This window comes from Nonomuraea sp. B208, assembly GCF_057536035.1.
In genome coordinates this window covers 97,895-116,821 of sequence record NZ_BAAJOU010000003.1, presented here as the reverse complement: position 1 = coordinate 116,821, position 18,927 = coordinate 97,895, and the positions used below count along the sequence as shown (strand labels likewise).

Genomic DNA, 18,927 nt, shown 5'->3' with positions numbered 1-18,927 from the left:
ACAACTAAAAGGAAACTTTCCTAATAGTTTCCTGGCATCCCACCCCCCAACAAGCCCCCCAACGGATGTCGGAGCGACATGAGAAACAAGATCCTCGCCTGCCTGGCCGCGCTCGCGCTGCCGCTCACCTCCGTCGCCGTGGCGCCGCCCGCCGCCTACGGCATGGTCATGGCCGCCGCATGGGCCCCGTGGACCGCCTACGCCACCGGCGCGGTCGTCACCTACAACGGCGTCGACTACGTCTGTCTCCAGGGCCACACCTCCCAGCCCGGCTGGGAGCCGCCGAACGTCCCCGCCCTCTGGAAGGTCTCCACCGGCGGCGGCACCGACACGACCGCGCCGTCCGTGCCCGGCAACCTCCGCTCGACCGGCGTCACCAGCAACAGCGTCTCGCTCGCCTGGAACGCCTCCACCGACAACGTCGCCGTCACCGGCTACGAGGTCTACCGAGGCAGCACCCTCGTCACCACGGTCACCGGCACCACCTACACCGACACCGGCCTGACCGCGAGCACCGCCTACACCTACACCGTCCGCGCCCGCGACGCCGCCGGCAACCGCAGCGCCGCCAGCGCCGCCGTCACCGCCACCACCTCGAACGGCGGCGGCACGGACACCAGCGCGCCCTCGGTGCCCGGCAACCTCCGCTCCACCGGCGTCACCAGCAACAGCGTCTCGCTCGCCTGGAACGCCTCCACCGACAACGTCGCCGTCACCGGCTACGAGGTCTACCGCGGCAGCACCCTCGTCACCACGGTCACCGGCACCACCTACACCGACACGGGTCTCGCCGCGAGCACCGCCTACACCTACACCGTCCGCGCCCGCGACGCCGCCGGCAACCGCAGCGCCGCCAGCGCCGCCGTCACCGCCACCACCTCGAACGGCAACGGAGGCGGCGGGAACAAGGTGCTCGGCTACTTCGTCCAGTGGGGCGTCTACCAGCGCGGCTACCACGTCAAGAACATCGACACCAGCGGCTCGGCGGCCAAGCTGACGCACATCAACTACGCCTTCGGCAACGTGACGAACGGCCAGTGCGCGATCGGCGACAGCTACGCCGACTACGACCGCTTCTACCAGGCGGGCGAGAGCGTGGACGGCGTCGCCGACACCTGGGACGCCGGCGCGCTGCGCGGCAGCTTCAACCAGCTCCGCAAGCTGAAGAAGAAGTACCCGAACCTGAAGGTGCTGTTCTCCTTCGGCGGCTGGACCTGGTCCGGCGGCTTCGCCCAGGCCGCGCAGAACCCGGCCGCGTTCGCCGACTCCTGCTACAAGCTGGTGGAGGACCCGCGCTGGGCGGACGTCTTCGACGGCATCGACATCGACTGGGAGTACCCGAACGCCTGCGGCCTCACCTGTGACAGCAGCGGCCCGGCGGCGTTCAGGAACCTCATGTCGGCGCTGCGCTCGCGCTTCGGCTCCGGCAACCTGGTCACCGCGGCCATCACCGCCGACGGCACGAACGGCGGCAAGATCGACGCGGCCGACTACGGCGGCGCCGCCCAGTACGTCGACTGGTACAACGTCATGACCTACGACTACTTCGGCGCCTTCGCCGCGCAGGGCCCGACGGCCCCGCACTCCCCGCTCACCTCCTACTCCGGCATCCCGACGGCCGGCTTCTACTCCGACGCCGCGATCCAGAAGCTCAAGAGCAAGGGCGTGCCGTCGAGCAAGCTGCTGCTCGGCATCGGCTTCTACGGCCGCGGCTGGACCGGCGTCACGCAGGCCGCGCCGGGCGGCACCGCCACGGGCCCGGCGCCGGGCACGTACGAGCAGGGCATCGAGGACTACAAGGTGCTCAAGACCCGCTGCCCGTCCACCGGCACGGTCGCCGGCACCGCCTACGCCTACTGCGGCAACCAGTGGTGGAGCTACGACACGCCGGCCACGATCGGCGGCAAGATGAGCTACTCGAAGAACCAGGGCCTCGGCGGCGCGTTCTTCTGGGAGCTCAGCGGTGACACCTCGAACGCCGAACTCCTCACGGCCATGAGGAACGGCCTCGGCTGATCCGACCCGCGAGACCGGCCCGCCGCACCCGGCGGGCCGGTCTCCGCATGTCAGGCCGCCGACAGCTCGGCCACCTGCTCGGGAGTGAGCGACACGGCCGCGGCGCCCATGTTCTCCTCCAGGTGATCGAGGGACGAGGTGCCCGGGATCGCGACGAGGGCCGGGGAGCGGGCCAGCAGCCAGGCCAGGCTGACCTGGGCGGGCGTGGCCCCGAGGGCGCGGGCCACGTGGTCCACGGGCCCGCCCGGCGCGGCCAGCCGGCCCTTGGCGATGGGGGTGTAGGCGATGAAGGCGAGGCCCTGCGCCTCACAGTGGCCGAGCACGTCCTCCGAGGCCCGCAGGGTGAGGTTGTAGCGGTTCTGGACGCTCGCGATCTCCACGACCCGCCGGGCCTGCTCCAGTTGCGCGACGGTGACCTCCGACAGCCCGATCGCGGCGATCTTGCCCTCGTCGCGGAGCGCCTTGAGCTCGCCGACCTGGTCCTCCAGGGGCACCTCGGGGTCGACGCGGTGGAGCTGGAGCAGGTCGAGCCGGTCCACGCCGAGCCGGCGCAGGCTCATCTCGACCTCCTGCCGCAGGTACGCCGGACGCCCCACGGGATGCCACTCCCCCGGCCCGGTGCGCACGAACCCGGCCTTGGTGGCGATCGTCACGTGCTCCGGGTACGGGTGCAGCGCCTCGCGGATGATCTCCTCATTGACGTAGGGGCCGTAGGAGTCGGCGGTGTCGATGAAGTCGGCACCCAGCTCGACGGCCCGGCGCAGCACGCGGACGCACGCCTCGCGGTCCTCGGGCGGCCCCCACACGCCGGGGCCGGTGAGGCTCATCGCGCCGAATCCCAGGCGGTGCACGGTCCGGCCACCGATGGTCAACGTTCCGTGATGCAACAGAGACATCCCCAATCTTCTTATCTACGGCGATTCTTACTAGTTTCAGGACACGCGCGCATCTTCGACCCGGGTCTCCCCTTACGTACCGAGGAGCAACGGAAACATGCGTTCCCTACTCGGCGCCATCACGGCGGCCGCGGTCGTCTTCCTCCCGTTAGCCGTGGCCGGCCCCGCCCAGGCGCACGGCCGCGACGACGCCGCCGTACGCAAGCTCGTCAAGGACGTGACCGGCAAGAACGTCAAGAGGCACCTCAAGGCGTTCCAGGCCATCGCCGACGCCAACGACGGGACCCGCGTCTCCGGCAGCGCCGGCTTCGACGCCTCCCGCGACTACGTGGCGCGCAAGCTGCACGCCGCCGGCTACGAGGTGACGATCCAGCCCTTCGAGTTCACCTTCGACGGCTACCGCACCCCGCCCGTGCTCAAGCGCACCAGCCCCGCCCCGGCGAAGACGTACACGTACGGCTTCTTCCAGGACTACGTGGCGATGGGCGATTCGCCGGCCGGCGCGGCGAGCGGCACCGTCCAGGCCGTCGACCTGGTGCTGCCGCCCGGCCCGGCCAACTCCTCGTCGTCCGGCTGCGAGGCGAGCGACTTCGCGGGCTTCGTCCCGGGCAACGTGGCGCTCATGCAGCGCGGCACCTGCAACTTCCGCGTCAAGGTGGACAACGCCATGGCGGCCGGGGCGTCCGCGGCCATCGTGTTCAACGAGGGCCAGGAAGGGCGCACCGAGGTTGACCTCAACCCGGTGCTCAGCGGACCCGGCGTCACCATCCCGTCGTTCTTCACCCGCTTCTCCGTCGGCCAGGAGCTGGCCGCGGCCGCGGGCGCCGCGGTCCAGATGAACTGGGACCCGGTGGTGGAGCAGCGGACCACGTACAACGTGATCGCGCAGACCAAGAAGGGCGACAGGAACAACGTCGTCATGCTCGGCGCGCACCTGGACGGCGTCCAGGAGGGCCCCGGCATCAACGACAACGGCTCGGGCAGCGCCGGCATCCTGGAGGTCGCGCTCCAGTTCGCCAAGACCAAGCCGAAGAACCAGGTGCGCTTCGCCTTCTGGGGCGCCGAGGAGTTCGGCCTGCTCGGCTCGGAGCACTACGTGACCACCCTGCCGGAGGCCGAGCGCGCCAAGATCGCGCTCTACCTCAACTTCGACATGATCGCCTCGCCGAACTACACCTTCGGCATCTACGACGGCGACGGCGACGCGTTCGGCACCTCAGGGCCGGCCGGGTCGGACGTGATCGAGGAGGACTTCGAGAAGTTCTTCGCCGGGCGCGGGCTGCCGTACACCGCGACCGCGTTCACCGGGCGCTCCGACTACGGAGCGTTCATCGCGGCCGGGATCCCCTCCGGCGGCCTGTTCACCGGCGCCGAGGAGCTGAAGACGGCCGAGGAGGCCGCGATCTTCGGCGGCACGGCGGGCGCCCCGCTCGACCCGTGCTACCACAGCGTCTGCGACACCATCGCCAACATCAACGACAAGGCCCTGGACGTCAACTCGGACGCCATCGCCACGCTGACCGCGCGCTACGCCTTCGACACCGGCTCGATCGGCGCCGCGGGGACCGCCCGCGCCGCGTCGGCGAAGCGGAGCGCCGGCACGCACACCCACCAGCCCGCCGACGCGGCGAGCTGACCCCACGCGGATGGCGGGGACGCCGGTTCCCGCCATCCGCCACGATCACGGCCGCTGGTGGCCGACCCTGACCGGCTGCGGGCCGCGCAGCCGTACCTCGGGGTCGGTCATCGCCTGGTCCGGGGCCGGGCGGCCGGCTCGATCTCGGGCGCGGCGCCCCCGGCCTCGGCGATCCGCCGCGCCTCGGATCGACCACCGTCCGCGTGGCACACCGAATCTCCCGTTACTGTCCGTTACCGTGCCAAGTGAACGGGGGGAGAATGCTTGTGACACATACGTGGTGGTCCCGCAGGCGCGTCTCGCGCAGAGGACTGATCGTCACCGGAGCCTTCGCGGCGGGAGCGCGCCTGCTCGGCAACCCGTCGGCGACGGACCCCGTCCCGGCTTCTCCCGTGCCCCTTTCCTCGGCAGGGCAGTCGCGCGCGGTGCCGCTGCGCGCCCTGCCCACGACGCTGACCCTGGGCGAGCACACGGTCAGCACCTGGACCTACAACGGCATGCTGCCCGGCCCGATGATCAGCGCCACGGCCGGTGGCGTGGTCCGCGCGCCGCTGGTCAACGGGCTGCCGGACCCGACCACCGTGCACTGGCACGGCATCCAGATCGCCCACCACATGGACGGCGCGCCCGGCTACTCCCAGCAGGCCACCCCGGCGGGCGGCCGGTTCGACTACGCCTTCCGGGTCCCGGACCCGGGGACGTACTTCTACCACTCGCACGTCGGCATGCAGGCCGACCGCGGCCTCTACGGGCCGCTCGTGGTGCACGACCCGCGCGAGCCGATGAGCTACGACGTGGAGTTCACCGTGCTGCTCGACGACTGGCTCGACGGCATCCTCGGCACCCCCGACGAGGTGCTGACGAAGCTCAACGCCAGCAACGACCACGACGACACCCTGCGCAGCACCCTGCTCGGCGGCGTCACGGGCGAGGTCCGCCACCCGCTCTACCTGGTCAACGGGCGCGCCCCGGAGACACCGGCGACGTTCACCGCGCGGCCGGGGCGGCGGGCCAGGTTCCGGGTCATCAACGCGGCCGCCGACACCGCCTTCCGCGTCGCGCTCGGCGGCCACCGCCTGACCGTCACGCACGCCGACGGGTTCGCCGTCAAACCGGTCACGGTGGACACGTTCCTCATCGGGATGGGCGAGCGCTACGACTTCCTGGTCCGGCTGGACGACGGGGTGTTCCCGCTGGTGGCGCTGGCCGAGGGGAAGGGGGCGCGGGCGTTCGCGCTGGTGCGCACGGCGAGCGGGACCGCCCCGGCCTCGGACGTGCAGCCCTCGCAGCTCGACGGGCAACTGCTGGCCTACCGCGACCTGCGGCCCCGGCGCGCCGACAACCTGCCCCGCCCCTCGCGGACCGTCCTGGTGGAGCTCGGCATGCGCGAGTCGGGCAACGAGTGGACGCTGAACGACCGGCTGGCGGGGGACCCGTACCGGCTGCAGGTGGACCGGGGCGAGACGGTACGGGTGGTGCTGAGCAACCTGTCGCCCATGTGGCACCCGATGCACCTGCACGGGCACACGTTCCAGGTGCACGTGCCGGGCGGTCGCGGGCCGCGCAAGGACACCGTGAACGTCAAGCCGCGCGAGCGCGTCGAGTTCGACGTGCAGGCCGTCAACCCCGGCGAGTGGATGTTCCACTGCCACAACCTGTACCACCAGGAGCAGGGCATGATGGGCGTCCTCGGCTACGGCCCGCAGGCCGGTGTCACCGTCACCGGCACGGGCATGGGCCACCACTAGCGCGTCCCGGACGGCCTCACCTCTCGCGTTCGGGCGCGGTGAGGTGAGGGGGGACCCTTGCGACGTGGCCCCGGGCTGCGGAAGGATCACCGAGTCACCCCCCGCGCTTGCCGCATGACGACATGGAGAGGTCGTGCGCACACAGCAGAGCATCGAACAGTTCGGCTACCGCCAGGAGTTACACCGCGGGGTCGGGCTGGCCGACCTCGTCTTCTACGGCCTGGTGTTCATGGTTCCGATCGCGCCCTTCGCGATCTTCGGGATCGTCTACGCCGAATCCGGCGGCATGCCGGTGCTGGCCTACCTCGTCGGGATGATCGCCCTGCTGTTCACCGCGTCGTCGTACGCGCAGATGGTCAAGGCGTTCCCGCTGTCCGGCTCCGTCTACAACTACGCGGGGCGCGGCATCGCGCCGCCGGTCGGGTTCCTCACCGGCTGGATGGTGCTGCTCGACTACATCCTCGTGCCGAGCCTGCTCTACCTGGTCGCCTCGATCGCCATGAACGACGTCGTCCCGGCCGTCCCCGTGTGGGCCTGGGTGATCGGCTTCGTGGCCGTCAACACGACGATCAACCTGCGCGGCATCCGCATGACGATCCGGCTCACCCGCGTGATGATCGTCGGGGCGCTGGTCGTGCTCGCGCTGTTCCTGCTGGTCGGGATCTGGGCGCTGCTGCAGGGCAAGGGGCGGGGGTTCAGCCTGACGCCGCTGTTCAACGGCGACACCTTCTCCTGGCCGATCGTCTTCGCCGCGGTCTCGGTCGCGGTGCTGTCCTTCCTCGGCTTCGACGGGATCAGCATGCTGGTGGAGGAGTCCACCGGCGGCTCCGAGCAGGTCGGCCGGGCCATGCGGCTGGCGCTGGTGCTGGCCGGGGTGCTGTTCATCACCCAGGTCTGGGTCGCCGCCCTGCTCGTGCCCGACCCGGACGGGTTGCTCACCAGCGGCTCCGACACCGCCTTCTACGACGCCGCGGCGGTCGCGGGCGGCGAGTGGCTGCGCGACGTCACCTCGATCGCCACGGCGCTGTTCTGGGGGCTGGCCAACACGCTGGTGGCCCAGGTGGCCGTCTCGCGCCTGCTGTACGCGATGGCCCGCGACCGGCAGCTCCCGTCGTTCCTCGCCAGGGTGTCGGTCCGGCACTCCGTGCCGGCCAACGCGATCATGCTGGTGTCGGCGCTGTCGGTCGGGCTCGGCATCTGGATGTCGGTCAGGGACGACGGCGTCGGCGTGCTGAGCAGCCTCATCAACATGGGCGCGATGGTGGCCTTCGTCGTCCTGCACGTGTCGGTGATCGTGCACTACACGGTGCGCGGCCGTTCGGGGGCGTGGTGGCCGCACCTGGCCGCGCCGCTGATCGGCATGGCGATCCTGATCTTCGTGGTGATCAACGCGAACGTCCTGGCGCAGGCCGTCGGGCTGATCTGGCTCGCGCTGGGGGCGCTGGCGCTGCTCGTGCTCTATCTGCTCGGCCGCCGTCCCGTCCTCGGCGGCGTGCCCGCCGACCGGTTCTAGCGGGCGCCGCCATGGACCGGCTGCCGCTCCACCACGACCTGTACCTCATCGCGCACGGCCAGGCCGGGAAACTGCTCATCCATCCGGCCTCGATGGCGCTCGGGCTGGCCGGGGCGGCGCTGCTGGAGCTGGCGCTGGACGGCCGGGTCGCGGTCGCCCGGGGCCGGGTGGCAGCCTCCGTGCCGGCCGCGGACGGCGGCGACGCCTTCGCCGACGACCTGCTCGCGCTCGTCGCCGGCGAGCCGGGCGACGTCCGTACGCCGATCAAGAGGGCGGCCGGCGACGCCTACGAGCGCACCCGCGAGGCCCTGACCGGCTCCGGGGTGCTGCGCCGCACCACCAGGCGGGTGATGGGCGTGCTGCCGACCACCCGCTATGAGCCCGCGGACATCGCCTCGGTGGTGCGCGCCTCGTCCGGCGCCCGCTCGGCCGTCGAGGGCTGGCGGCAGCCGGACGCGCGCTGCGCCGCGCTGTGCGGGCTGGTCGCGGTGCTGCGGCTGGAGGAGGAGCTCTACCTCGACCAGCCGTCCGGGCAACTGGTCGGCCGGCTGCGCGAGATCGCCCGCGAGAGCTCGCGCGAGGTCGCCGAGCTGGTCGGCGTCGTGGAGGGCCTGGTCGGGGAGGCCGCGGTGGCGGTCTACCGCTGACCGGCCGCGGAGACTACTTGTCCTCGCCGGTCTCCAGACCTTCCGGGTGGTGCACGGTGACGTCGTAGGTGGTCGGGAACAACCGGCGGAAGGCGGTGTCCACCCCGCCGCCGGCCTCGATGACGATCTTCGATTCGCGGGTGATGTCCCGGACCTGCGCAACGACCACCTCGTGGGCCTGGTCCGGCTGCCTGGGCCCGCCGGGCTGGACGATCTCCTGCTCTTCGGCCATGTCCGATCCTTCCGCATTCACGGGCGTATGCCTAAAGTCTGGCCGATTTGCGTTGCTCGCGCGCTTTGTTCGGCTTGTTTTATCGTTTTTCGATGCTATCGCGGTGGCATCCTCATCGAAACGATAAAGGAGACGGCCGATGCCCGACAGCCGGACAGCAACCGCGCCCTCGGCGGTCGGCGCGTGGACCCGGCGCCTGCACCTGCTCCTGACCACCGCTCTCGTGCTCGGCGTGCTCGCCACCCTCGCGCGGCTGATCGCCGACGTCGTCCTCGCCTTACCGACGGCGACGGCCGACTTCGGCTTCACCGGGCTCTGGCCGTCGCACGCCCGCGTGTCGCTCGACGGGGCTCTGGCCCCGGGGGTGCGTGCGGTGAACGTCGTGGTCGAAGCGGCACTCTACGATCCGGCGCGCGCGCCGCTGCTGGCCGCGCTGCACCTGTTCACGTGGCTGCCCGGTGCGCTGGTGATGCTCTTCTCCCTGTTCTGGCTCGTCCGCATCACCACGCGGGGCGTCGCCGGAGACCGCGCGCTGTTCTCCGGCGACACGGTGCGGGACCTGCGCAGGATCGGCGCGGTCCTCACCCTCGGCTCGCTGGCGGCCTGCGCCCTCGACTTCGCGGCGAAGAGCGTGGCGGCCCGGATGACGACCGTCGACGCGTACGTGGTGCCCGGTGACGTCGGCTCGCCGCTCGTCGCCGTGCTGATGGGCGTGGGGGCGTTCGTGGTGGCTGAGGTGATCGGGCGCGGCCTGGCCATGCTCGACGAGCTCGAAGGCACGATCTGAGTGCCGCCGGGCGAGCTCGACGGGCGCATCGAGATCCGGCTCGGCGAGCTGCTCTCTCAGCGCGGCATGACGTTGACCGAGCTGTCCTGCCGGGTCGAGGTGACGATCGCCAATCTGTCGATCCTCAAGACCGGCAAGGGCAGGGCCATCAGGTTCTCCACCCTGACGCGGCTGTGCGAGGTGCTCGAATGCCAGCCAGGAGACCTCCTGCGCTACACGAGCACTCCCGCCGAGGACCCGTGACGGCGGAGCGCGCCGACCCATCGCTGATCTGTGTGAAGTCATGGACGAGGCCGCGGATGGGAGCTACGCTCCGGTCGCCGGCACATGGGGGATTTGCGATGAGTTATACCTTGTTACGCGGCGTCTTCGTCATCCGCTACCCCGACTCGCCGCGGCGCGGCCCCGAGCCCGACGGTGACACCATCAAGTTCAGGCCCGACAACCCCGCGCTGGTCGAACGGCTGGCCCGGCACTCCGGACGGCCCCCGGCCCTGAGCCGTCGCGGCGTGTCCATCCGCCTGGAGGCCGTGGACGCGCTGGAGACCCACTTCGCCGAGACCCACCAGGAGCCCGCCGGCGCGTACGCCGCCCGCGACGAGCTGCTGCGCCTGCTCGGCTTCACGAACGTCGTCTTCTGGGACGACCTGCCCAACACGGTCCGCTCCGCCGACCAGGACGAGCTCCGCGGCCACGTCCTCACCAACGGCGTCGACGCCAACGGCCGGCTCATCGGCTTCGTCCGCGCGGGCGAACATCCCGGGCCCGACGGCGCGGCCGTGTTCCTCGACGCGGCGGGCGTGGACGACACCGTCAACGCCGCGCTGCTCACCGCCGGGCTGGTCTACCCGGCGTTCTACGCGACGCTGCCCGGCGAGCTGCGTACGCATCTGGCCGAGGTGTCGGCGCAGGCCCGGCAGAAGGCGCTGCCCGGTGGCATCTGGCCGCGCGCGACCGGCGACCCCGGCGGTCCGGCCCCGATCGACGGGCTCGCGGCGGCCGAACGGCTCGTCCTGTGGCCGAAGCTGTTCCGGCGGCTGGTGCCGTACTTCGCCGAGGGGTTCACCGACCTCTCGCACTTCGACACCTGGCTGCGGGCCGACCCCGTGCACCGCGACGACCAGCTCTTCCTGCTCGACACGCTGGAACGCGGCAACCTGCACGACGTCGTACGCGCCTCCGGGCAGGAGATCCAGCTCACGGTGTGGCCGGAGCGGTTCGTCATCGACCCCGACCCCGCGCCGCCCGGCGCTCCGGTGCGGTCGCCGTTCACCGCCGCGGGCGACGTGCTGATCGTGGCCGCCCTGCCCGACCCGCGCGGCCCCGACCACGGGAGCGAGTCCGTCACGCTGCTCAACCTGACGCCCGGCACCGTGGACCTCACCGGATGGGCACTGTCCGGCTCCGGCGGGCGCCTGGGGCTGATCGGCACCCTCGCGGGCGGCTCGACGCTGCGGGTGACGCTCGGCGGGCCGCTCCGGCTCGGCAACCAGGGCGGCGGCCTCGTCCTCGTGGACGCCGACGGCACCACCATCGACCAGGTCACCTACAAGGCCGACCAGGTCCGCGCGGGGCGGACCATCTGCTTCGGCCGCTGATCTCCGACCCCGGGGAGGGCGCACATGGTGCAAGACTCGGACGGCGAACGGCTCTGCCCCCACTGCGGCTCCCCCACCCCACCCACCCTCCCTCACTGCCCCCACTGCCCCACCCCTGCCGCACACGACCCCTCCGGGCAGGACGTATACGGGCCCAGCGCCCCCGACCAGGACGCGTACGGGCCCGGCGCCCTCGGGCGGGACGTGTACGGGCGCAGCGCCCCCGAGCAGGACACCTATGGGCCCGGCGCCCCCAAGCCCGGCACCCCCGGGTCCAGCACCCCCGAGTCCGGCACCCTTGGGCGGGACTTGTATGGGCCCGGCACCCCCAAGCTCGGCACCCACGGGTCCAGCGCCCCTCAACCCGGCACCTCCGGGCGTAGCGGCCCCAGGTCCGGCGCCCTTGGGCGTAGCGGCCCCGAGCACGGCGATCTTGGGCCCGGCGACCACGGGACCGGCGTTCCCGGACTCGACACGTATGGGCAGGGGGCGTCCGGGCCGGGCGGGGGCAGAGGCGGGGAGCGCTCTTCCGCCTCGCGCATGCCCGGCCGTCCCTTCCCCGGTTCGGCACGGCCGCACCAGCCCTCCCCCGACCCGCCCCGGTCCGGGCATCCCTACCGCGGCACCTCGCAGCCGGGTCATCCCTACCCGAGCACTTCCCGTCCGGGCCCGCCCCCGCCCAGCCCCCGCCGCCCCGGCCCGCCCCCGCAGCCCAGTCCCCCGTCTCAGCCCAGTTCCCGCCAGCCCGGATCACCGTCTCAGCCCAGTCCCCGCCAGCCCGAATCACCGTCTCAACCCAGTCCCCGCCAGCCCGAATCACCGTCTCAACCCAGTCCCCGCCAGCCCGAATCACCGTCTGAGCCCAACCCTCGCCAGCCCAGTTCCACGCCTCAGCCCGATCTCCGCCGGCCCGAACCATCGCCAGAGCCCAGCCCTCGCCACCCCAGTCCCCGCCAGCCCGGACCGCCGCCGCCTGAACCCGACAACCCCCGTTGGTTCGGGCCGCCCCTGTCCGGGCCGCCCCCGTCTGGGGCGCGCGTCTCCGGGGCGGGCGTGCCTCGGTCCGGCACGCCGTCGGTGGAGCCGTCACCGCCTGGAACTCGGCCCTTGGCAGGCGACCTCGGCCCGCCGCGGGCCGGCTCGCCTCGGCCGGGTCCCTACCCCTTCCAAGAGGCGCCTCGGTCCGGGCTGTTCGAGGCCCGGCCGGCCGCGCCTGGTCTCGGGCAGGTTGATGGTGGCGCGCCTCCGGACGATCCCCGCCGGGCCGAGGAGCCGGTGGAGGGGCAGCGAGGGTGGTGGCGGCGGGCGTCCGTGCTGGTGAGTCTGGTTGCGGCGCTGGTCGCGGCGGCGCTCACCTGGTGGGTGGTCACGGAGGGAGGGGCCGCCCCGCGGCCGGTGATCGGTGCTGGGGACTCCAGCACCATCGCGTCCCAGCCCGGCGAGGGGGCCGCGGCTCCCGGCGCGACCGCGCCCGCCGCACCAATGGCATCGGCCGAACCCAGGGCATCCGACGACCCGGCGGAACCCACGGCATCCGACGAACCCAACGAACCCGCCGAATCCGCGCAGCCGGCCCAGCCCGCCCGGTCCGCCGAAGCCGCCCCATCCGCACAGCCCACCGAACCCGCCCAGTCCGCCCGACCTGACCAATCCGACGATCCGGCCCAGCCCTCCCGGTCCACCGGCCCCGCCGGTCCCGCCGCCGCTCAGGCGCGAGCCATGAACGACGTGCTGGCCAGCAGCAACGCGTCCCATTCGGGTCTCACCGACGCCATCGTCGCCACGACCCAGTGCCGCCGCAGCGGCCTGGACAGGATCGTGGACATCACGGCGGGCCGCCGCGACCAGCTCGCCGCCGCCCGCGCACTCGCCGTGGACGCGCTCCCGGACGGGGCCGCCCTGCGGAAGTCCCTGGTGGCCGCGCTGGACGCCTCGTTCGACGCCGATGCCGCGTTCCTGTCATGGGCGCGCCGCCACCTCGCCGGCGACTGCTCGGGCCCGGTGGCCGAGGACCGTGACTACCGGCGCGGCCTGGCCCGCTCGGAGGACGCGCGGAAGGCGAAGGCCCGCTTCGCCGACGCCTGGCGGACGGTCGCGAAGCGGTACGACCTCCCGGCGTGGCGCCCGGACCAGATCTGACCGCGACCCCAAAACCATGAGATGGGTGTTGACGGGAGGTGTTTGCGACATTTAGCGTTCCGGGCGGATCGATGAAACATATCGCCATATGTCCGAAACTTTCGGAGTCGCCATGTTACGCGGGATTGTCGCGATCGCCCTGCTCGGCCTCCACCCTGTCCACCCCGCGCCGCCCCCGGCCGTCACCCTGGACGAGCACGTACGCCACCAGCAGATCGACGGCTTCGGCATCTCGCAGGCCTTCCGCCGCAACGAGTTGCTCAAGGCCCTCCCGGCCGAGCAGCAGCGGGAGATCCTCGACCTGTGGTTCGACCGCAAGAAGGGCGCCGGGCTGAGCATCCTGCGCCTCGGCATCGGCTCCTCCCCGGCCGGCAGCCCGTACGACCACATGGTCTCCATCCAGCCGGAGAACCCCGGCGGCCCGGACGCCCCGCCGAAATACGTGTGGGACGGCGACGACAACAGCCAGGTCTGGGTGGCCAAGGAGGCCCAGCGCTACGGCGTGCGGCGTTTCTTCGCCGACGCCTGGAGCGCCCCCGGCTACATGAAGGACAACGGCGACGACAAGAACGGCGGCACCCTGCTGCCCGAGTGGCGGCGGGCCTACGCGAACTACCTGGTGGCGTACACGAAGTTCTACGCCAAGGAGGGCATCAGGATCACCGACCTGGGCTTCACCAACGAGCCCGACTGGACGGCCACGTACGCCTCCATGCGCTTCACCCCGGAGCAGGCCGCCGAGTTCGTCAAGGTGCTCGGGCCGATCGCGCGCGACGTCGACGTGGCGTGCTGCGACTCCTTCGGCTGGAACGAGGCCAAGGCGTACACGGCGGCGATCGAGGCCGACCCCGAGGCCCGCCGCTGGGTGAAGACCCACACCGGCCACACCTACGCCAGCCCCGTGGACGCGCCGCTGCCGACCGGCCGCAGGACGTGGATGTCGGAGTGGAACCCCAACGGCGACCGCTGGAACACCGCCTGGGACGACGGCAGCGGCTTCGACGGCTTCACGATCGCCTCGGCCGTCCATGACGCGCTCACGCTCGGGCAGGTCAGCGGCTACGTCTACTGGCTCGGCGCGTCGCGCGGCGCGACCCGGGCGCTGCTGCAGATCGACGACGTGGCGAAGACGTACAGCGTGTCGAAGCGCCTGTGGGCGCTCGCCGCCTACAGCAGGTTCATCAGGCCGGGCGCGGTCCGGGTCGGCGCCTCGGCGGCCGACCCGGCGCTCAAGGTGTCGGCCTTCCGCAACCCGGACGGCTCCCGGGTGATCGAGGTGCTCAACACGGGCACGGCCGCGGTCACCTGGAAGGGCGTGCCGGGCCGGGCCACCGCGTACGTCACGAACAACGACAACTCCCTCACCCCGTCACCGGTGGCCGGCCGCACGGTGACCCTGCAGCCGCGGACGCTGACCACGGTCGTCGTCCGCTGACGGACCGGCGAGGGCCCGGACCCGGGTCCCCCGGGCCCTCGCCGCAAGACTCAGCCCTTGCTGCCCGTGTGGGCGATGCCCTGGATGAACTGACGCTGCAGGAAGACGAAGACGGCGATCACCGGCAGCGACGCGATGAGCGAGCCGGCCATGAGGACCGGGTAGTCCGTCTGGTACTGCCCCTGGAGCGAGGCGAGCCCCGCCGACAGCGTCATCTTCTCGGGATCGGTGTTGACCACGAGCGGCCAGAACAGGTCGTTCCACGCCCACAGCAGGCACAGCACGGCCAGCGCGACCAGCCCGGGACGGGCCAGCGGCAGCATGATCGACCAGTAGATCCGCACCGGCCCCGCCCCGTCGAGGCGGGCCGCCTCCTCCAGCTCGCGTGGCAGCGCGAGGAAGAACTGCCGCAGCAGGAACACGCCGAACGCGCTGAACAGGCCGGGCACGATGATCGCCTGGAGGCTGTTGAGCCAGCCGAGCCCGGACATGATCTGGTACTGCGGGATCACGAAGAGCTGCGGCGGCACCATGAGCACCGACAGGAACACCGCGAACAGCACGTTCTTGCCGGGGAAGCGCAGCCGGGCGAAGGCGTAGGCGGCCATGGAGCAGAACAGCACCTGCCCGGCCACCCGCCCCGCGGCCATGACCGCGGTGTTGAGGAACTGCTCGCCGAACGGCAGCAGCTCGAACACCTTCGCGTAGTTGTCCCAGCGCCCCTCGGGCAGCAGCGACGGCGGCACCCGGGTCGCGGAGCTGAGCGTCTTGAGCGAGGTGATCACCTGCCAGGCGAACGGCGCCACCATCGCCAGGGAGGAGGCGATGAGCACCGCGTGCACCCCGAGCGGCCCGCGTCTAGACATAGTGCACCCACCTGCGCTGGAGCCGGAACTGCAGGATCGTCAGCGCCGCGATGAGCACGAGCAGCGCGATCACGACGGCCGCCGCGTAGCCGCGGTCGTTGGTGACGAAGGCCCGCTCGTAGAAGAGCTGAACGACGGTCTGCAGCCGCCCGTAGGCCGGGTTGGCCCGCGCCGCCTGCCCCGACCCGGTCATGACGAAGACCAGGTCGAACAGTTGCAGCGAGCCGATCACCGAGACGATGGAGATGAAGAACGCGGTCGGCGACAGCAGCGGCAGCGTGATCGAGAAGAACTGCCTGACGCGGCCCGCCCCGTCCAGCGCGGCGGCCTCGTACGTCTCCTTGGGGATGGCCTGCATCCCGGCGAGGAAGATGATGAGGTTGTAGCCGACGCTGGTCCAGACGCCCACGACGACCAGCGCGTACAACGCGGTGTCCGGGTCGGCGATCCAGTTGGGGCCGTCGATGCCGACGACCGCGAGCACCTGGTTGACCAGGCCGTAGTCGCCGTTGTAGAGCCAGCGCCACAACATCGCGACCGCGACCGGCATGGTCACCACGGGCAGGAAGAAGGCCGTCCGGTAGATCCCGGCGCCGCGCAGCCCCGGCACGTTCATCAGCGCGGCGAACACGATGGCGACCGGGATGCCGAGCAGGCCGAGCACGGTGTAGGTGACCGTGTTGAGCACCGCCTGGCGCACCTCGGGGTCGGCGGCGAGGCGGGCGTAGTTCTCCAGCCCGACCCACGTGTGCCCGCCGAACACCCCCCACTCGGTGAAGGAGAAGTACGCGGTCTGCAGCACCGGCCACAGGTAGAAGACCGCGAGCCCGAGTCCTGTGGGGGCGATGAACGCGTACCCCCACAGGGCCTCGCTCCTCGGCTTGCGCGTGGTCACGTCACTCCTTGGCCAGCAGGTCGTTCATCCCGGCCGCGAGGTCGGCGGCGGCCTTCTCGACGGGCACCTCGCCGGTCCACGCCTTGGTCAGGTGGGTGAGCTCCTGCTCCTGCCAGGCGGCGGTGTTCTTGGAGACGGGGTACGGCACCGCGTACGCGACCGCGTCCAGGAAGACCTTCAGCTTCAGCTCGGGGTGGGCGGCCATCCAGTCGTTCTGGGTGCCGTTGTAGGCCGGGATCGGGCCCTTCTTGCCGAGGATGTCGGCGGCCGGCTTCGAGCCGAGGAACTTGACGAACTCCCATGCCTCGGCCGGGTGCTCGGTCTTGGCGGACATCACGTTGGCCACGCCGTGGATGATGGTGGCCTGCTTCTCGCCCTTGGGCAGCGGGGCGACGTCCACCTTGTCCTTGGTGTAGTCGTTCTTGGTGAACTCGGCGACGTCCCAGGAGCCGCCCCAGTACATCGCGAGCTTGCCGGCCTCGAAGAGCTGCAGCGGCGCGGTGTCGGTCATGGTCTTGAGGTCGGGCGAGTGCCCGGCGGCGATGAGGTCGGTCCAGAAACGCAGGCCCTCGATGGTCTTGGGGTCGTCGTAGCCGGACTTCTTGCCGTCGGGCGAGATGACGTACCCGCCGGCCTGGTAGATGGTGTTGTACTGGTATTCCTGGAAACTCGTGAGCTGCGCGCCGATGGCGTGGACGCCCTTGGCGGGGTCGGTGAGCTTGGCGGCGGCCTTCTTGAAGTCGTCCCAGGTCCAGTCGTCGGCGGGATAGTCGACCTTGGCCGCGTCGAAGAGCTCCTTGTTGTACCAGACGCCGACCGTGTCCATGTCCTTGGGCAGGCCGTACAGCTTGCCCTCGTAGGTGTAGAGGTCGACCAGCGCCTTGGGGTAGACGGAGGAGTCGACCTGCTCCTCGATCGGCTTGATCACGCCGTTGGAGGCGTAGAGCTGGAAGTTGGGGCCGTTCATCCAGAAGACGTCGGGCGCGGCGCCGCCGCTGACGGCGGCCTTGAGCTTGGTCCAGTAGTCGGCCCAGGGGGTGAGCTGGACGTTCACGGTGATGTTCGGATGCGTCTTGGTGAACTCGGCGGCCAGTTCCCGCATCGCGTCCTGCTGGGTCGCGTCCCAGACGCCGTACGACAGCGTCACCTTCCCCTGCGCCTGAGCGCCCGTGCCGGCCTGCTCACCACCCGCGCAGGCGGAGGCGAGCAGCGCCGTGCAAAGGAGCGCCACGACGCTCCGTGCCGACTTCCACATCTCCCAGTCCTCTCCTCGAACGTGGGAGTAATCATGGAGTCCACGATAATTTTCTTCAAGGGGCCCTGTGTTACAGATGGCTCACGAGCGGTGTGCGGCCGTCGAGCACGCGCTCCTCGACGTGGTCGAGCGCCAGCCGCACCGCCCCGAGCACCACGGCCTCGTCGCCGAGAGCCGACATGCGCACCTCGGGCGTGCGGATGCACCAGCGGTCGAGCTCGCGCCGCAGCGGCTCGATGAGCACGTCGGCCGAGCGCGAGTAGCCGCCGCCGACCACGACCATCTGCGGGTCCAGCGCCAGGACCAGCGCGGACGCGCCGAGCGCGAGATCCCTGACGTAGCGGCGCACGGCGGTGACCGCCGCCCGCTCGCCCGCCCTGGCCGCCGCGAACACGTCGCCGGCCTCCCCGCCCGCGGCCTTGACCAGGTGCTCCTGGGCGCGGATCCAGCCGAGCGCGGGCAGCGCGCCGATCTCTCCCGAGGCGCCCGCGAAGCCCCGGTGCAGCTTGCCGTCGATCACCAGGCCCGCGCCGGTGCGCAGGCCGGCCAGCAGGAACACCATGTCCTTGGCGTAGCGGGCCACGCCGCGCCAGCACTCGGCGAGCGCCGCGAGCTTGCTGTCGTTCTCCACCAGGACGGGCGCGGGGGCCAGCCGGCGCACGTGCGCGGCCAGATCGACGCCGGTCCACTCGGGCAGCGCCTCCGACAGCATGACCTTGCCCGCGCCGTCCACCAGCCCGGTGGTGCCCACGCCCGACGCCCACACGTCCGCGCCGGTCAGCCCGCCCTGCTCCAGGCAGGCCAGCACGGCCCGGTCCACCGCCTCCAGCCGCTCGGCGCGGCCCATCTCCGGCGTGACGGCGACCCGGGCGGCGGACGCGACGTCGCCGTCCAGGTCGGCGAGGGTGGCGCGGACGTTGTGCCCGCCGATGTCGAGACCGAGCACCCGGCCGGCCTCGGCGCGGAAGCGGTAGCGGCGGGCCGGGCGGCCCACGCCGCCGGGCGCCGGCTCCGCCTCGGCCAGCCAGCCCTTGCGCAGCAGCTCGCGGGCCACGTCTTCGGTGGAGGCGCGCGACAGGCCGGTGCGTTTGGCCAGCTCGGTGAGCGTCAGCGGCGGCCGCCCCTGCAGCGCCCTGATCAGGGCGAGCGCGTTGAGCTGCCTGAGCCGCGACAGGTCGCCGCCGCTCACGTCCTCGGCCATCGGCCCCCCTTGCCGTCGACTGTCCAGAGCCGAATAATGATGGTCTCCATGAAATATAGCGGG

16 protein-coding genes are annotated in these 18,927 nt (G+C 71.6%); 10 read left to right on the top strand and 6 right to left on the bottom strand.

Annotated features, from left to right (window positions below; translation table 11 throughout):
* Positions 1 to 78: 78 nt before the first annotated feature.
* Positions 79 to 2,016: a glycosyl hydrolase family 18 protein gene (locus AC27IY_RS01835; protein ID WP_487176913.1), complete on the top strand. Its 1,938-nt coding sequence runs from the start codon at positions 79 to 81 to the stop codon at positions 2,014 to 2,016.
* A 50-nt stretch (positions 2,017 to 2,066) separates the two neighbouring features.
* Here the strand turns inward: AC27IY_RS01835 and AC27IY_RS01830 are convergent, their stop codons facing one another.
* Positions 2,067 to 2,912 carry an aldo/keto reductase gene (locus AC27IY_RS01830; protein WP_487176912.1) on the bottom strand — a complete coding sequence of 282 codons (846 nt, stop codon included), beginning with the start codon at positions 2,910 to 2,912 and terminating at the stop codon, positions 2,067 to 2,069.
* A gap of 97 nt (positions 2,913 to 3,009) precedes the next feature.
* Between AC27IY_RS01830 and AC27IY_RS01825 the strand changes: the two genes are divergently transcribed.
* The 4 genes from AC27IY_RS01825 (at position 3,010) to AC27IY_RS01810 (ending at position 8,456) form a co-directional block, all read left to right on the top strand.
* On the top strand, positions 3,010 to 4,548 hold the full coding sequence (locus tag AC27IY_RS01825) for a M28 family metallopeptidase (protein ID WP_487176911.1): 1,539 nt from the start codon (positions 3,010 to 3,012) through the stop codon (positions 4,546 to 4,548).
* Between the two features lie 266 nt (positions 4,549 to 4,814).
* Positions 4,815 to 6,296, top strand: coding sequence for a multicopper oxidase family protein (locus AC27IY_RS01820; RefSeq protein WP_487176910.1), 1,482 nt, complete (start codon positions 4,815 to 4,817; stop codon positions 6,294 to 6,296).
* A gap of 133 nt (positions 6,297 to 6,429) precedes the next feature.
* Complete coding sequence (locus AC27IY_RS01815; protein WP_487176909.1) at positions 6,430 to 7,809, top strand: APC family permease; 1,380 nt, start codon at positions 6,430 to 6,432, stop codon at positions 7,807 to 7,809.
* 11 nt (positions 7,810 to 7,820) lie between these two features.
* The gene (locus AC27IY_RS01810) at positions 7,821 to 8,456 is read left to right on the top strand and encodes a GOLPH3/VPS74 family protein (protein WP_487176908.1); all 636 of its coding nucleotides are present in this window, start codon (positions 7,821 to 7,823) and stop codon (positions 8,454 to 8,456) included.
* A 13-nt stretch (positions 8,457 to 8,469) separates the two neighbouring features.
* Here the strand turns inward: AC27IY_RS01810 and AC27IY_RS01805 are convergent, their stop codons facing one another.
* Positions 8,470 to 8,688: a hypothetical protein gene (locus AC27IY_RS01805; RefSeq protein WP_364451548.1), complete on the bottom strand. Its 219-nt coding sequence runs from the start codon at positions 8,686 to 8,688 to the stop codon at positions 8,470 to 8,472.
* A 139-nt stretch (positions 8,689 to 8,827) separates the two neighbouring features.
* On the opposite strand from AC27IY_RS01805, the gene AC27IY_RS01800 reads away from it, so the two are divergent.
* From AC27IY_RS01800 to AC27IY_RS01780, 5 genes are all read left to right on the top strand, one after another.
* On the top strand, positions 8,828 to 9,475 hold the full coding sequence (locus AC27IY_RS01800) for a DUF2975 domain-containing protein (protein ID WP_487176907.1): 648 nt from the start codon (positions 8,828 to 8,830) through the stop codon (positions 9,473 to 9,475).
* A complete protein-coding gene (locus AC27IY_RS01795; protein WP_487176906.1) occupies positions 9,476 to 9,718 on the top strand; it encodes a helix-turn-helix domain-containing protein in 243 nt (80 codons plus the stop codon).
* Between the two features lie 98 nt (positions 9,719 to 9,816).
* A complete protein-coding gene (locus AC27IY_RS01790) occupies positions 9,817 to 11,073 on the top strand; it encodes a lamin tail domain-containing protein (RefSeq protein ID WP_487176905.1) in 1,257 nt (418 codons plus the stop codon).
* A 1,719-nt stretch (positions 11,074 to 12,792) separates the two neighbouring features.
* Complete coding sequence (locus tag AC27IY_RS01785; RefSeq protein ID WP_487176904.1) at positions 12,793 to 13,212, top strand: hypothetical protein; 420 nt, start codon at positions 12,793 to 12,795, stop codon at positions 13,210 to 13,212.
* A gap of 112 nt (positions 13,213 to 13,324) precedes the next feature.
* On the top strand, positions 13,325 to 14,647 hold the full coding sequence (locus AC27IY_RS01780) for a glycoside hydrolase family 30 protein (RefSeq protein WP_449943483.1): 1,323 nt from the start codon (positions 13,325 to 13,327) through the stop codon (positions 14,645 to 14,647).
* A 50-nt stretch (positions 14,648 to 14,697) separates the two neighbouring features.
* Here AC27IY_RS01780 and AC27IY_RS01775 read toward each other — a convergent pair whose 3' ends face one another.
* From AC27IY_RS01775 to AC27IY_RS01760, 4 genes are all read right to left on the bottom strand, one after another.
* Complete coding sequence (locus AC27IY_RS01775) at positions 14,698 to 15,513, bottom strand: carbohydrate ABC transporter permease (protein WP_344204662.1); 816 nt, start codon at positions 15,511 to 15,513, stop codon at positions 14,698 to 14,700.
* A complete protein-coding gene (locus AC27IY_RS01770; protein ID WP_344204664.1) occupies positions 15,506 to 16,408 on the bottom strand; it encodes a carbohydrate ABC transporter permease in 903 nt (300 codons plus the stop codon). The genes AC27IY_RS01775 and AC27IY_RS01770 overlap by 8 nt, the downstream gene beginning before the upstream one ends.
* Before the next feature lies 1 nt (position 16,409).
* Positions 16,410 to 17,663: an ABC transporter substrate-binding protein gene (locus AC27IY_RS01765; RefSeq protein WP_423473134.1), complete on the bottom strand. Its 1,254-nt coding sequence runs from the start codon at positions 17,661 to 17,663 to the stop codon at positions 16,410 to 16,412.
* Between the two features lie 70 nt (positions 17,664 to 17,733).
* Positions 17,734 to 18,864, bottom strand: a complete 1,131-nt coding sequence (locus tag AC27IY_RS01760) for an ROK family protein (RefSeq protein WP_487176903.1) — start codon at positions 18,862 to 18,864, stop codon at positions 17,734 to 17,736.
* Positions 18,865 to 18,927 lie beyond the last annotated feature (63 nt).

Coding starts and splice junctions, on each gene's coding strand:
- AC27IY_RS01760 (WP_487176903.1), bottom strand. CDS start 18,864: ATGGCCGAGGACGTGAGCGGCGGCGACCTGTCGCGGCTCAGGCAGCTC.
- AC27IY_RS01765 (WP_423473134.1), bottom strand. CDS start 17,663: ATGTGGAAGTCGGCACGGAGCGTCGTGGCGCTCCTTTGCACGGCGCTG.
- AC27IY_RS01790 (WP_487176905.1), top strand. CDS start 9,817: ATGAGTTATACCTTGTTACGCGGCGTCTTCGTCATCCGCTACCCCGAC.
- AC27IY_RS01830 (WP_487176912.1), bottom strand. CDS start 2,912: ATGTCTCTGTTGCATCACGGAACGTTGACCATCGGTGGCCGGACCGTG.
- AC27IY_RS01780 (WP_449943483.1), top strand. CDS start 13,325: ATGTTACGCGGGATTGTCGCGATCGCCCTGCTCGGCCTCCACCCTGTC.
- AC27IY_RS01785 (WP_487176904.1), top strand. CDS start 12,793: ATGAACGACGTGCTGGCCAGCAGCAACGCGTCCCATTCGGGTCTCACC.
- AC27IY_RS01775 (WP_344204662.1), bottom strand. CDS start 15,513: ATGTCTAGACGCGGGCCGCTCGGGGTGCACGCGGTGCTCATCGCCTCC.
- AC27IY_RS01805 (WP_364451548.1), bottom strand. CDS start 8,688: ATGGCCGAAGAGCAGGAGATCGTCCAGCCCGGCGGGCCCAGGCAGCCG.
- AC27IY_RS01800 (WP_487176907.1), top strand. CDS start 8,828: ATGCCCGACAGCCGGACAGCAACCGCGCCCTCGGCGGTCGGCGCGTGG.
- AC27IY_RS01835 (WP_487176913.1), top strand. CDS start 79: ATGAGAAACAAGATCCTCGCCTGCCTGGCCGCGCTCGCGCTGCCGCTC.
- AC27IY_RS01825 (WP_487176911.1), top strand. CDS start 3,010: ATGCGTTCCCTACTCGGCGCCATCACGGCGGCCGCGGTCGTCTTCCTC.
- AC27IY_RS01810 (WP_487176908.1), top strand. CDS start 7,821: ATGGACCGGCTGCCGCTCCACCACGACCTGTACCTCATCGCGCACGGC.